The sequence below is a fragment of the Streptomyces sp. NPDC048270 genome (assembly GCF_040652335.1).
In the GTDB taxonomy this organism is placed as follows: Bacteria; Actinomycetota; Actinomycetes; order Streptomycetales; family Streptomycetaceae; genus Streptomyces.
The window spans coordinates 291,389-304,156 of sequence record NZ_JBEZLV010000004.1; the positions used below are offsets into that span (position 1 = coordinate 291,389).

At 72.1% G+C, this 12,768-nt stretch carries 13 protein-coding genes and 1 tRNA gene; 10 read left to right on the plus strand and 4 right to left on the minus strand.

The features are described from left to right. The first annotated feature begins 73 nt into the window (after positions 1–73). The 8 genes from AB0D66_RS06370 to AB0D66_RS06405 all read left to right on the plus strand — a co-directional run bounded on the left by AB0D66_RS06370 (position 74) and on the right by AB0D66_RS06405 (position 6,547). Positions 74–550, plus strand: coding sequence for an Lrp/AsnC family transcriptional regulator (locus tag AB0D66_RS06370; RefSeq protein ID WP_362297442.1), 477 nt, complete (start codon positions 74–76; stop codon positions 548–550). 16 nt (positions 551–566) lie between these two features. Beyond that, complete coding sequence (locus AB0D66_RS06375) at positions 567–1,214, plus strand: ABC transporter permease (protein ID WP_362297445.1); 648 nt, start codon at positions 567–569, stop codon at positions 1,212–1,214. Then, positions 1,207–2,460: a betaine/proline/choline family ABC transporter ATP-binding protein gene (locus AB0D66_RS06380; protein ID WP_362297448.1), complete on the plus strand. Its 1,254-nt coding sequence runs from the start codon at positions 1,207–1,209 to the stop codon at positions 2,458–2,460. The genes AB0D66_RS06375 and AB0D66_RS06380 overlap by 8 nt, the downstream gene beginning before the upstream one ends. Further along, positions 2,457–3,326, plus strand: coding sequence for an ABC transporter permease (locus AB0D66_RS06385; protein WP_362297451.1), 870 nt, complete (start codon positions 2,457–2,459; stop codon positions 3,324–3,326). Before AB0D66_RS06380 ends, AB0D66_RS06385 begins: the two co-directional genes overlap by 4 nt. Beyond that, complete coding sequence (locus tag AB0D66_RS06390; protein ID WP_362297454.1) at positions 3,327–4,301, plus strand: glycine betaine ABC transporter substrate-binding protein; 975 nt, start codon at positions 3,327–3,329, stop codon at positions 4,299–4,301. 77 nt (positions 4,302–4,378) lie between these two features. Continuing rightward, positions 4,379–5,017 carry a winged helix-turn-helix domain-containing protein gene (locus AB0D66_RS06395; protein ID WP_362297456.1) on the plus strand — a complete coding sequence of 213 codons (639 nt, stop codon included), beginning with the start codon at positions 4,379–4,381 and terminating at the stop codon, positions 5,015–5,017. Positions 5,018–5,051: 34 nt separating this feature from the next. Continuing rightward, positions 5,052–5,255 (plus strand): hypothetical protein, encoded by a 204-nt coding sequence (locus AB0D66_RS06400; RefSeq protein ID WP_362297459.1) that lies wholly within the window; start codon positions 5,052–5,054, stop codon positions 5,253–5,255. Next, positions 5,252–6,547 carry an MFS transporter gene (locus AB0D66_RS06405; protein ID WP_362297462.1) on the plus strand — a complete coding sequence of 432 codons (1,296 nt, stop codon included), beginning with the start codon at positions 5,252–5,254 and terminating at the stop codon, positions 6,545–6,547. Before AB0D66_RS06400 ends, AB0D66_RS06405 begins: the two co-directional genes overlap by 4 nt. Here the strand turns inward: AB0D66_RS06405 and AB0D66_RS06410 are convergent. From AB0D66_RS06410 to AB0D66_RS06420, 3 genes are all read right to left on the minus strand, one after another. Then, the gene (locus AB0D66_RS06410) at positions 6,477–7,274 is read right to left on the minus strand and encodes a S16 family serine protease (protein ID WP_362297465.1); all 798 of its coding nucleotides are present in this window, start codon (positions 7,272–7,274) and stop codon (positions 6,477–6,479) included. The two genes, AB0D66_RS06405 and AB0D66_RS06410, sit on opposite strands and share 71 nt — an antisense overlap. 457 nt (positions 7,275–7,731) lie before the next feature. Then, on the minus strand, positions 7,732–8,373 hold the full coding sequence (locus AB0D66_RS06415; RefSeq protein WP_069920456.1) for a helix-turn-helix domain-containing protein: 642 nt from the start codon (positions 8,371–8,373) through the stop codon (positions 7,732–7,734). A 426-nt stretch (positions 8,374–8,799) separates the two neighbouring features. After that, positions 8,800–10,584 carry a DEAD/DEAH box helicase gene (locus AB0D66_RS06420; protein ID WP_362297469.1) on the minus strand — a complete coding sequence of 595 codons (1,785 nt, stop codon included), beginning with the start codon at positions 10,582–10,584 and terminating at the stop codon, positions 8,800–8,802. A 154-nt stretch (positions 10,585–10,738) separates the two neighbouring features. Here AB0D66_RS06420 and AB0D66_RS06425 point away from each other — a divergent pair, with 154 nt between their 5' ends. Beyond that, on the plus strand, positions 10,739–10,873 hold the full coding sequence (locus tag AB0D66_RS06425; protein WP_362297679.1) for a hypothetical protein: 135 nt from the start codon (positions 10,739–10,741) through the stop codon (positions 10,871–10,873). Positions 10,874–11,008: 135 nt separating this feature from the next. Here the strand turns inward: AB0D66_RS06425 and AB0D66_RS06430 are convergent, their stop codons facing one another. Then, on the minus strand, positions 11,009–12,472 hold the full coding sequence (locus AB0D66_RS06430) for an MFS transporter (RefSeq protein ID WP_362297472.1): 1,464 nt from the start codon (positions 12,470–12,472) through the stop codon (positions 11,009–11,011). A 214-nt stretch (positions 12,473–12,686) separates the two neighbouring features. On the opposite strand from AB0D66_RS06430, the gene AB0D66_RS06435 reads away from it, so the two are divergent. Beyond that, positions 12,687–12,761: transfer RNA gene (locus tag AB0D66_RS06435), tRNA-Cys, on the plus strand. Positions 12,762–12,768: the final 7 nt, after the last annotated feature.

The window sequence follows — 12,768 nt, forward strand, 5'->3', positions numbered from 1 at the left end:
GGCTGTACATACTGCCCAGTCGCGCCGCAGGATGGCTGATACATCTGTGCACTATGACCACCCCGGAGGCCCCGTGGGCATCGATGAACTCGACGGCCGTCTCATCGTCCTGCTCGCCCGCGAGCCCCGGATCGGGGTCCTGGAGGCCTCGCGGCGACTCGGGGTGGCGCGCGGGACCGTACAGGCCCGTCTCGACCGGCTTCAGTCGAACGGAGTCATCCGCGGCTTCGGTCCGCAGGTGGACCCGGCGGCGCTCGGCTACCCGGTCACCGCCTTCGCCACGCTGGAGATCAAACAGGGCCAAGGCGTGGACGTACGGGCGCACTTGGCGGGCGTACCGGAGGTGCTGGAGCTGCACACCACCACGGGCCACGGGGACATGCTGTGCCGGCTCGTGGCCCGGTCCAACGCGGACCTCCAGCGGGTGATCGACCGCGTTGTCGGATTTGATGGGATCGTTCGGGCTTCGACGGCGATCGTCATGGAGAATCCCGTTCCCTTGCGGATCATCCCACTGGTCGAACAGGCGGCCGAGGACGACGGCCGATAGGACGAGGTGACGCGGTGTGAGCTTCTGGAGGTACGTGACCACCCGCCACGAGCAGCTCCTCACCGACGCCTTCCAGCACGCCAGCGTGGTCTTCCAGTGCATGGTGATGGCGACCGTGATCGGCCTCGCCATCGGGCTGCTCTCCTACCGGAGCGGCTGGGGCGGCGACCTCGCCATCACCTCCACCGCCACGATCCTCACCGTCCCCTCCCTGGCCCTGATCGGCCTGCTGATCCCCATGGTCGGGCTCGGGGTGCCGCCGACCGTGATCGCGCTGACCCTGTACGGGCTGCTGCCGATCGTCCGGAACTCGATCGTCGGCCTGCGCGGGGTGGACCCCGCCCTGGTCGACGCGGCGACGGGCATCGGGATGTCGCGCACCGCGCGGCTGCTGAGGGTGGAGCTGCCGCTCGCCTGGCCGCCGATCCTGACCGGCATCCGCGTCGCCACGCAGATGCTGATGGGCATCGCCGCGATCGCCGCGTACGCCTCCGGGCCGGGCCTCGGCAACGAGATCTTCCGCGGGATCGCCTCGCTGGGCAGCGCCAACGCCATCAACCAGGTGCTGGCGGGGACGATCGGCATCGTCATCCTCGCCCTGCTCTTCGACGCCGCGTACGTCCTGCTCGGGCGTCTGACCATCCCGAGGGGAATCCGTGTCTGAGTCCGCCAGTGCCGACGGCCCGGGCAGCACCTCGGGCGCGACCATCCGGCTGGAGAACCTGACCAAGCGCTATCCCGGCAACCCCAACCCCTCCGTCGACGACGTCTCGATGGAGATCAGGGCGGGCGAGACGGTCGTCTTCGTCGGCCCCTCGGGCTGCGGGAAGTCCACCACCCTCAAGATGATCAACCGGCTGATCGAGCCCACCTCGGGCCGGATCCGCATCGGCGACGAGGACGTCACCGACATGGACCCGGTGAAGCTGCGCCGCAAGATCGGGTACGCGATCCAGTCCTCCGGGCTCTTCCCGCACATGACGGTCGCCGAGAACATCGCCCTGGTCCCGAAGATGACCGGCTGGTCCAAGGCGCGGGTCAAGGACCGGGTGGAGGAGATGCTCGACCTGGTCGGGCTGGACCCGCGCGAGTTCCACGGCCGCTACCCGCGCCAGCTCTCCGGCGGCCAGCAGCAGCGCGTCGGGGTGGCCCGGGCGCTGGCCGCCGACCCTCCCGTCCTGCTCATGGACGAGCCGTTCGGCGCGGTGGACCCGATCACCCGCGACCACCTCCAGGACGAGCTGATCCGCCTCCAGCACGAACTGCACAAGACGATCGTCTTCGTCACCCACGACTTCGACGAGGCCATCAAGCTCGGGGACCGGATCGCGGTGCTCCGCGAGCGCTCGCACATCGCCCAGTTCGACACCCCCGAAGCCATCCTCACCAACCCCGCCGACGACTTCGTCTCCGGTTTCGTGGGCGCCGGCGCGGCCCTCAAACGGCTCAACCTGACCCGCGTACGGGACGTGGGGATCGCCGGCTTCCCGACCGTCTCGGTGGACGACCCTCTCCAGCAGATCTTCAACACCCTGCGCGACGCCACGACCAACGAGCTGCTGATGCTCGACCGGCGCGGCCGCCCGTACAAGTGGCTGCGCCGCGGCGACCTGATGCGCGCCAAGGGCTCCCTGGCCCGGGCCGGACAGCTGGTGCACGACACCGTGACCCGGGATGCGACCCTGCACGACGCCCTGGAGGCGGTCCTCACCGACAGCGGCGGCCGGGTCGCGGTCACCGGCCGCCGCGGCGAGTACATCGGCGTCGTCGACATGGAGACCCTGCTGAACTCGGTGCACGAGATGCTGGAGGCCGACCGGCTCACGGCCGCTGAGCACCAGCACGACCTCGAGGAACTGCGCCACCATCGGACCGAACGGGAGCTGGAGGGCGGTGCGGGCGACTCGTGAGCACCGGCAGCCCCGCACCGGCCGAGCGGCCGCCGGGCGAACACGAGGTCAAGGGCCACCCGTTCAGGGATCTCACCTTCCGGGACGACGAGCTCGTCGAGGCCGGGGAGGCCCCGGCGCCGCCGTCCCCGCCCCGCCGGATCACCTGGCGCAGGCTGGTCCTGCCGCCGGCCGCGCTGGCGCTGGTCCTGCTGGCCACCTACCTGTGGATCACCAACATCACCCTCGACTCCATCGCCGAGAACTCCCTCTCCGACGGGAACGTCGAGCTGCGGCTGTGGCAGCACGTCCAGCTCACCGCGATCTCCACGTTCTGGGTGCTGGTCATCGCGATCCCGCTGGGCATCGCCCTCACCCGCCCCGGCCTGCGCCGGGCCGCGCCGCTGGTCACCGCCGTCGCCAACATCGGCCAGGCCACCCCGGCCATCGGCCTGCTGGCCCTGCTGGTCATCTGGCTGGGCATCGGCCCGTCCACGGCGATCATCGGCATGGTCGCGTACGCCGTACTGCCCGTGCTGTCCAACACGGTCGCGGGGCTGCGGGCGATCGACCCGCAGCTGGTGGAGGCGGCCCGCGGGATCGGCATGTCGGCCACCGGGGCCCTGCGGAAGGTGGAACTCCCGCTGGCCGTCCCGCTGATCCTCGCGGGCGTCCGCACGGCCCTGGTCCTCAACGTCGGCACCGCCACCCTGGCCACCTTCGGCGGCGGCGGGGGCCTGGGCGACCTGATCACCTCCGGGATCCAGACGCAGCGGATGCCGGTCCTGGTGCTGGGCTCCGTACTCACCGTGCTGCTCGCCCTGTTCGTGGACTGGCTGGCCTCGCTGGCGGAGACGGTCCTGACCCCGCGCGGACTGGAGGCGTAGATGCGCACCCTGAGCGTACGGACGGCCGCCGGCGCGGTGGCGCTGCTGGCCCTGGCGGGCTGCGGGCTCAAGAGCGGATCGCCGATGGTGGACGACGTCGTACCGGGGCCGGTGGGGCGGGGCGAGCCGCTGAAGGGCGCCACGCTCACGGTCACCTCGAAGAACTTCAGCGAGAACATCGTGCTCGGCCAGATGATCGGCCTGATCCTCAAGGCCGCCGGCGCGGAGGTCGTCGACCGCACCAACCTGCCCGGCTCGATCAGCTCGCGCGAGGCGGTCCGCAAGGGCGACGCGGACGTGATGTACGAGTACACGGGCACGGCCTGGATCACCTACCAGGGCAACGCGGAGCCCATCGACGACCCGCACCGGCAGTGGGAGGCGGTGCGGGACGCGGACGTGAAGAACGGGGTGGCGTGGCTGGCGCCGTCCACGCTCAACAACACCTACACCCTGGCGATCAGCAAGAAGAACAACGCCGAGTACGGGCTGAAGACGATCTCGGACGTGGCGGAGCTGGCGCGCAGGGACCCGTCGGCGGTGACGCTGTGCGTGGAGAACGAGTTCGCCTCGCGCGAGGACGGGCTGCCGGGCATGGAGAAGGCGTACGGGATGAAGATCCCGGCGGCCAACATCCGGAAGATGGACGCCGGGATCATCTACACGCAGGTCTCGAAGTCCGACTCCTGCCTGCTGGGCGAGGCGTACACGACGGACGGGCGGATCAAGGCCATGGACCTGGACACCCTCGCCGACGACCGGAAGTTCTTCCCCAACTACAACGCGGCCCCGGTGGTCCACGCACAGACGCTCGCCGAGTTCCCGGTGATCGCCGAGCTGCTGGACCCGCTGACGAAGAAGCTCACGACGGCGGTGGCGCAGGAGCTGAACGCCAAGGTGGACGTGGACGGGCAGGATCCGCACGAGGTGGCCAAGGACTGGCTAGTCAAGGAGGGCTTCATCCGGGAGGGATGAGCGACGAGGAAGTTGTCCAAAGGAATCTCTGCAAAGAAATCCTTGCAGAGAAGTCTTTGCAACTCTACAGTCGAGGTATGTCCGAGAAGCCCGGCGCCCAGCCCAACGTCCGCACCCTCGACGCCACCGCCCTGCGCGGCCTGGCCCACCCCCTGCGCATGCGCCTGCTGGCCGCCCTGCGCCTGGACGGGCCGGCCACGGCCTCCCAGCTGGCCGGGAAGCTCGGCGAGTCCAGCGGCGCCACCAGCTACCACCTGCGCCAGCTCGCCGCGCACGGCTTCGTCGAGGACGCGCCCGAGCACGGCAAGGGCCGCGAGCGCTGGTGGAAGGCCTCCCACGACGGCACCGCCTTCGACGAGGGGCTGATCCACGCCGACGACGCGGCGACGCGCGGCGCGGCGGACGTCTTCCTGGCCGAGATCGCGCGGATCCACACGCAGGAGCTGAACACCTGGCTCGCCACCGCGCACGAGTGGCCCGCCGAATGGCGGGGCGCCTCGGACCTCAGCGACTTCACGCTGGACCTGACCCCCGCGCAGAGCCAGGAGCTGATCGGGAAGCTGCACGACCTGATCAACAGCTACCGCGACCTGCCGCCCTCGGCCCCGGGCACGGACGCGGACGCGGACACGGACTCGGCCACGGACTCGCAGCCGGCCGCCACGGAATCGGTCCGCTTCCACACGCACGTCATCCCGCGCCGCGCCCCCCAATAGCTCCCTTTCGCCCTTTCGCAGAAGGAGTCCTGCCATGCACGCCTTCACCCATGCCCTGCTGCACGCCGCCCGCACCGCCGAACTGGCCGCCGAGGCCGCCGCCTGGCGGCGCGCCGCCTCGGCCGACACCACCCCCGCCCTGCGCGACCGGCTCGGCGAGGCACTGGTCGCCGCCGGGATCCGGCTGATGCAGCCGGCCCACGTCCACGCCCGCCTGCAGCGCCCGCACACGGTATGAGCAGACGGCCGTTCACGGCGGTCCTGGCCGCCAACACCATCTCCATAGCCGGAAGTTCACTCACCCTGATCGGCGTGCCCTGGTTCGTCCTGCAGACCACGGGCAGCGCCGGCCGGGCCGGGATCGTCGCCTTCTGCGCCACCCTGCCCGTCGTCGTCGCCGCGCTCGTCGGCGGCCCGGTCATCGACCGGATCGGCCGCCGGCGGGTCTCCGCGGCCTCCGACCTGATCTGCGCGGTCTCGGTCGGCGCGATCCCGCTGCTGCACCACGCGGGCCTGCTCGAGTTCTGGATGCTGTGCGCGCTGATGGCCGTCGGCGGGCTCGTGCACACCCCGGGCCTGACCGCCCGGTACGTGCTCCTGCCGAGCCTGGCCGAGCACGCGGGCACCACCGTGGCCCGCGCGGCCAGCCTGTACGACGCCGTCTCGCGCGGCGCCCGGATGATCGGGGCGGCGCTGGCCGGCGTACTGATCGCGGCCTTCGGGGCCGAGACCGTACTGCTGCTGGACGCGGCCACCTTCACCGTGTCCGCCCTGCTGGTCGCCGCCTTCCTGCGCGGGGTGCCGGCCGCGGAGCCGCAACGCGCCGCCGAGAAGGCCTCGTTCGCGGGGTACCGGGCCGAACTGGCCGAGGGCTGGGCCTTCCTGACCCGCTCCCGGCTGCTGATGGGCATCACCCTGATGGTGATGATGACCAACGGCCTGGACCAGGGCTGGGCCTCCGTCCTGCTGCCGGTGCACGGCGACGAGGTCCTCGGCGGCGCCACCGCCCTGGGCCTGATGATCTCCCTCTTCGGCGGCTTCGCACTGCTGGGCGCCCTGCTCTACGGGGCCTGGGGCGAGCGGTACCCCCGCCGGGTGGTGTTCGCGGTCGCGTTCCTGCTGTGCGGGGCGCCGCGCTTCGTGACGGCCGCCTTCACGGACACCCCGCTGCCGCTGGCGGTGACCATGGCCCTGTCCGGGCTCGGCGCGGGCGTGCTCAACCCGATCCTGACCACCGTCGTGTACGAGAAGGTGCCGGAGGAGCTGCGCAGCCGGGTCTCGGGGGTGAGCACGGCGGGCTGCGAGCTGGCCATGCCGATGGGCGGACTGGCCGCCGGCCTGCTGGTCGACGGCTTCGGGGTGACCCGGGCGCTGCTGCTGTTCGGCGGCGCCTACCTGCTGACGACGCTGACCCCGCTGCTCTTCCCGGCGTGGCGCGGGCTGAACGCCCCGGCCGCCGTCAGCAGGACGGAGCGTCCTCTCCCCGGTTCAGTGCCCGCAGGGCGTTCACCGCATCCGTCAGAGAGGTGACGGGGACCAGCCGGAGCCCCTCGGGGAGTTCGGACTGCGCGTCCGAGCACTCGGCCTTCGGTACGAGGAACACCGTCGCCCCGTCGCGCCGCGCGGCCTGGGTCTTCAGGGCGACTCCGCCGACCGCGCCGACCTCGCCGTTCGCGGCGATGGTCCCCGTCCCGGCGATGGTGCGCCCGCCGGTGAGGTCGCCGCCGCCGCCGTCGCCGTCGAGCTTGTCGACGATGCCGAGGGAGAAGAGGAGCCCGGCGCTGGGCCCGCCGACGTCCGCGAGGTTCAGGTCGACCTTGACGTCCTTGGGGTCCTTGTGGAGGAACCCGAGGGCGGCCTCGGCGGCGGCCGACTGGGATCTGGCCATTTCCTCCAGATTGTGCTGCTCGATCTCCTTGTCGGTTCCGCCCGAGGAGTAGACGACTTCCTTGGGCATGACGGCCCGGGAGCTGTCGAACCAGTTGTCGAGGAGTTCGGGCAGGTTCACCGTCGTGGACGGGCCGGTGGCCTGGATGGTGGTCATCCGCAGCTGGCCGGTGGTCTGCCGGGTGGGCGCACCGGCGACCGTGATGACGGGCTTCCCGTCCCGCTCCCCCAGCACGTCGGCCGTGAGCCCCGGCTGGGCGACCACGAAGGGCAACGGCGCGAGGAGCGCAACGGCGAACAGCCCGACCACGGGCACGGCACAGACGGCCAGGGCTACGGGACGCGGCAGACGCAGCAGACGAGAGAGCACCCGGCCAATCTATCCGCCCCCACCCCACTCCCCCGCCGGGGCACGTCCCCTCCCCGCCGGCGCGCGAGACGCGGGCACACGCAGCCCCGCCGACGCTTGAGACGCGGGCACACGCAGCCCCGCCGACGCTTGAGACGCGGGCACACCCAGCCCCGCCGGCGCTTGAGGCGCGGGGCCCGGGGCGGAGCCCCGATCCCGTACCCGCACCGGCAACCCCGGCCCAGCCCAAAACAGCCCCGCCGGCGCGCGAGGCGCGGGCCCCGGGGCGGAGCCCCGATCCTGTACCCGCACCGGCAACCCCGGCCCAGCCCAAAACAGCCCCGCCGGCGCTTGAGGCGCGGGGCCCGGGGCAGAGCCCCGGCAGCGGCGCCGCACCCGACCACGGCCGGACCCGACCACGGCCCCGACCGACCCGACCCGATCCCGCCGAGCCCGCGGGTCCCGCCGAGCCCGCGGCCTAGCGAAGGGCGTCGGCCACCTCGCGCGCCGCGTCCACGACCCGCGGCCCCACCCGCTCCGGCACCGCGTCCGCCAGCATCACCACACCCACGCTGCCCTCCAGCCCCGTGATCCCCACGAGCGGCGCGGCAGCGCCACTGGCGCCCGCTTCCAGCTCCCCGTGGGTCAGCGTGTACCCGGGCTCGATCAGGGCCCCCTGACGGGCGGCCAGAATGGCCCGCCCCGCGGCCCCGCGGTCCAGCGGGTGGCGGAAGCCGGCCCGGTAGGCCACGTGGTAGTCCGTCCAGGTCGGCTCGACGACGGCGACGGCCAGCGCCTCGGTGCCGTCGACGAGGGTCAGGTGCGCGGTGGCACCTATGTCCTCCGCCAGCGACCGCAGCGCGGGCAGGGCCGCCTCGCGTACGAGCGGATGCACCTGCCGCCCCAGCCGCAGCACCCCGAGCCCGACCCGGGCCCGTCCGCCGAGGTCACGACGGACCAGGGCGTGCTGCTCCAGGGTGGCCAGGAGCCGGTAGACCACGGTGCGGTTCACACCGAGGCGGTTGGACAGCTCGGTGACGGTCAGACCGTGGTCGGTGTCGGCGAGCAGTTTGAGGACTCTGAGCCCTCTGTCGAGAGTCTGGGAGGTTTCCGCGGTCACGACGCCTCTCCCTCTTTCGGTGAGCGGCGGTGACTCTCGGGGTGGCACGCCGCCGGTCCCGCGGCGGCGCACGGAGAGGCCGCCGGTAGCGGCCATGGCACCGGCTGCGCTCCCGCGGCGGCGCTGCCACGGTGCGTTCGATGCGGGGACAGTAGCGAGCGGGTCCGCTCAGCGGAAGGCCTCGTCCAGAATCCGGGCGCCTGCTACCGCTTTATGCCGGTTCCTGATCGACTCCGGTTTCGATTCGTGACCTCGAACCCTCCAAGAGCTCTTTGCCCGGCCCTTACTCTGATCTTGTCGAGAACGCACCCGGCGATGTCGTCAACGCCGTTGTCCACACACACGAACGGGGCCCGTGCGAACCCGCACGAACCCCGTCCCCGTCCTCGTCCTCGCCCTCGTCCCCTCACGATCCCCGCGGGCACCTCACCGCATCCGGGTGGCCCACTCCTGCACCTTCTTGATCCGCTCGCGCAGCTGCCCCGCCGTCGCCTCCGCGCTCGGCGGCCCACCGCACACCCGGCGCAGCTCCGTGTGGATGACCCCGTGCGGCTTGCCGCTCTGGTGGACGTACGCGCCCACCATCGTGTTCAGCGACTTGCGCAGCTCCAGCAGCTCCTTGTGCGAGACCACGGGACGCCGGTCGGCCGGCAGCTCCAGCAGGTCCGCCTCCGCGTCCGGCTTGCGGCGGCTGTGCGCGATCTGCCGCGACTGGCGCTTCTGCAGCAGCATCTGCACCTGGTCCGGCTCCAGCAGCCCGGGGATGCCGAGGTAGTCCTGCTCCTCCTCGCTGCCCGGGTGCGCCTGCATGCCGAACTCGGCGCCGTCGTACAGCACCCGGTCGAAGACGGCGTCGGACTCGAGCGCCTCGAAGGACATCTGCTCGTCCTCGCCGGTGTCCTCGTCCTCCTGCCGGTTCGCCTCGTCCATCTCCTTCTCGGACTCGGCGTACGGGTCCTCCTCACCCTGCTTCTTCGGCTTGTCGAGGACGTGGTCGCGCTCGACCTCCATCTCGTTCGCGAAGCCGAGCAGGTAGGGGATGGTCGGAAGGAACACCGACGCGGTCTCGCCACGTCTGCGCGATCGTACGAAGCGCCCGACGGCCTGCGCGAAGAACAGCGGCGTCGAGATGGTCGTCGCGTACACGCCGACCGCGAGCCGGGGTACGTCGACGCCTTCGGACACCATCCGGACCGCGACCATCCAGCGGCTGCCGTCCTGGCCGAACTCGTCGATCCGCTTCGACGCGCCGGTGTCGTCGGACAGCACGACGGTCGCCTTGCTGCCCGTGATCTCGCGCAGCAGCTTCGCGTACGCGCGCGCCGAGTCCTGGTCGGAGGCGATGACCAGGCCGCCCGCGTCCGGGATGCCCTTCCTGACCTCCGTCAGCCGCTGGTCGGCGGCGCGCAGCACGTTCGGCATCCAGTCGCCCCGCGGGTCCAGCGCGGTGCGCCAGGCCTGCGAGATGGCGTCCTTGGTCATCGGCTCGCCGAGCCGCGCGGCGATCTCGTCGCCGGCCTTCGTCCGCCAGCGCATGTTGCCGCTGTAGGAGAGGAAGATGACGGGCCGGACGACCCCGTCGCCCAGCGCGTTCCCGTAGCCGTAGGTGTAGTCGGCGGAGGACCGGCGGATCCCGTCGTTCCCCTCTTCGTAGGAGACGAAGGGGATGGGGTTGGTGTCGGACCGGAAGGGCGTGCCGGTCAGCGCCAGGCGCCGGGTCGCCGGATCGAAGGCCTCCAGGCAGGCCTCGCCCCAGGACTTCGAGTCGCCCGCGTGGTGGATCTCGTCGAGGATCACCAGGGTCTTGCGCTGCTCGCAGCGGTTGCGGTGCAGCATCGGACGCACGCCGACACCGGCGTAGGTGACGGCGACCCCGTGGTAGTCCTTGCTCAGCGGCCCGGCCGAGTACTCCGGGTCCAGCCGGATGCCTATCCTCGCCGCGGCCTCGGCCCACTGCTTCTTCAGGTGCTCGGTCGGCGCCACCACGGTGACCTGCTGGACGATGTGGTGGTGCAGCAGCCAGGAGGCCAGGGTGAGCGCGAAGGTGGTCTTGCCGGCGCCGGGCGTGGCGACCGCGAGGAAGTCCCGCGGCTGGTTCTGGATGTAGCGGTCCAGCGCCCCCTGCTGCCAGGCGCGCAGCTTGTTGGCGGTGCCCCAGGGGGCACGGCCGGGGAAGGCGGGTGAGAGGTGGTGGGAGGCGGTAGTAGTCACGGTCTCCGGTCCGTCGCTCTCGGCAGTCGTACGTAGGACAACCGGGCCACCCTACCGGGACGGGCCGGTGCCTCGCGGAGGGACAGGCCCGTGACCTCGCGCGGTGCGGCGAGCGTCACATCGCCGGCCTCCGCACCACCTGACCCTGCCCGAGGTGCTGAACCTCGCGGAGCGGCTCGGGACCGGCGAGGTGCGTGACTACGGGCTGCCCGACTCGGCGCGTGCGCGCCCCCAGGCGCGTGTGATCGGGCAGGACGCCTACCCGGACGCCGGTTCAGCTCACCGCTGACCTTCAGGACGTGTTCCGCCGCCGCGTTGAACGGCCGGGAGGGTGCGTTTACGGCCCTGATCACCGCCTCGTGCGCGAAGGACCGCATGCTGCGGCCCTCCGCCTCGGCGCGCTCGCGCAGGGCATCCAGCTCTTCTACGCAACCTTGGCCGGCGGTCGCGCGGTCAGCCGGGTCGCGACCCACGCGCCCACCAGTGCCACGCAGGCCATCGGCAGGAAGACGACCACGAAGGCGGCGGGATGCGAGGCCGTCGCCGACTCCCCGAGCGCGTGCCCGGCCCCCACCGCTCCCCCGCCCAGCGCGGCGAACGCCGCACCGCCGGCGGCCAGCAGCACCACGTTGGCCAGGGCGTCGGAGATCTGCAGCGCGGCGGAGTTGGCCCCCGCCTCCTCCGGCGCCGACAGCTTCAGCAGCAGCACGCTGGTGGAGCCGATCACCAGCCCCATCCCCAGGCAGCCCACCGCCCAGGCCAGCGCCAGCGTCCACACCGGCACGGACTCGATCAGCACGGCGGGCGCCGCGGCGATGGCGAGGGCGACCAGCACCATCCCGCCCACCATCAGCCGTTCCCGGTAGGGGGCCATCCGCCCCTTCGACTGGACCCACGAGCCGCCCGCCCAGGTCAGCCCGCCCAGCGCCAGCGAGAACCCGGCCAGCGTCGGGCTGAGCCCCCGCTGGGTGACCAGCATCAGCGGCACGAAGCTCTCGGCCGCGATGAACGACCCCGCCGCGACCCCGCGCAGCAGCACCACGGAGGGCAGCCCGCGGCGCGCGAGGTAGGTCCCGCGCGGCAGCAGCCCGAGCACGGCGGGCACCAGCAGGGCCACGCCCGCCACCGCCGGGGCCAGCGAGAGCCACCGCAGGTCCTGGGCGGCGTACTGGAGCAGGCCGGCGCCGAGCGAGATGCCGAAGGCCAGCCGGATCCGGCGCCGGTCGAAGGCGACGGGCGGCGCGTCGGGGTCCACCGGCCCGGAGGCGGTCCTGCGTATGGCGGGCAGGGCGACGGCGAGGGGAACGACGACGAGCACCGGGATCCCGAGGAACACCCACCGCCAGCCGAGGTGCTCGGTGACGGTCCCCGAGGCCAGCGGCCCGACGATGGACGGCACCACCCAGCTCGCGGCGAAGGCCGCCATGATCGCGGGCCGCAGCCGGTCCTCGTAGGCGCGGCTGACGACGACGTACAGGGCGACGATCACCAGCCCGCCCCCGAACCCCTGCACGGCCCTGCCGAGCACGAACAGCCCCATGAGGCCGGCGGTCCCGGACACGAGCAGCCCGGCGGCGAAGGACGCGATCCCGAAGGTCAGCGGCCGCAGCGGCCCCTGCCGGTCGGCCCACTGACCGGACAGCACCATGCCGAAGAGGCTGGTGGTGAAGTAGGCGGAGAAGGCGAAGGCGTACAGCCCGACCCCCTCCAGCTCCCGCGCGGCGACGGGCATGGCCGTGCCCACGGCGGTCGCCTCGAAGGCGATCAGGAACACGACGGAGATGATCCCGATGCTGAGCGTCCGGTACGCGGCCCCGAGGATCCCGCCCCGGGAGGGGGCCGGGACCGGCGCGGGTATCTGGGGCACACGGGGTTCAAGGGCACTCATCGCCCCAGAGTAAGGGGCGTCCCTGCTTTTGGACCCTGTCAATAAGACGGACCCCGCCTCGTCCCTTGGACCTAGGACCAAGACCGGCGAACGCGGACCCGGGGGCCGCCGCCGGGGAACTGTGAACGCAGCATGGCATTCCCGTTGCACCCCCCGCAGGCCTCTTCCCCCGCCGCCCCGGGTCCCCGTACGGTCAAGCCCATCACCACCCCACAGCCGTGTGCCCGAGTGGTTGAGGGACTCGCCTGCAAAGCGAGTTACGCCGGTTCGATTCCGGTCACGGCTTCCACCGAAGG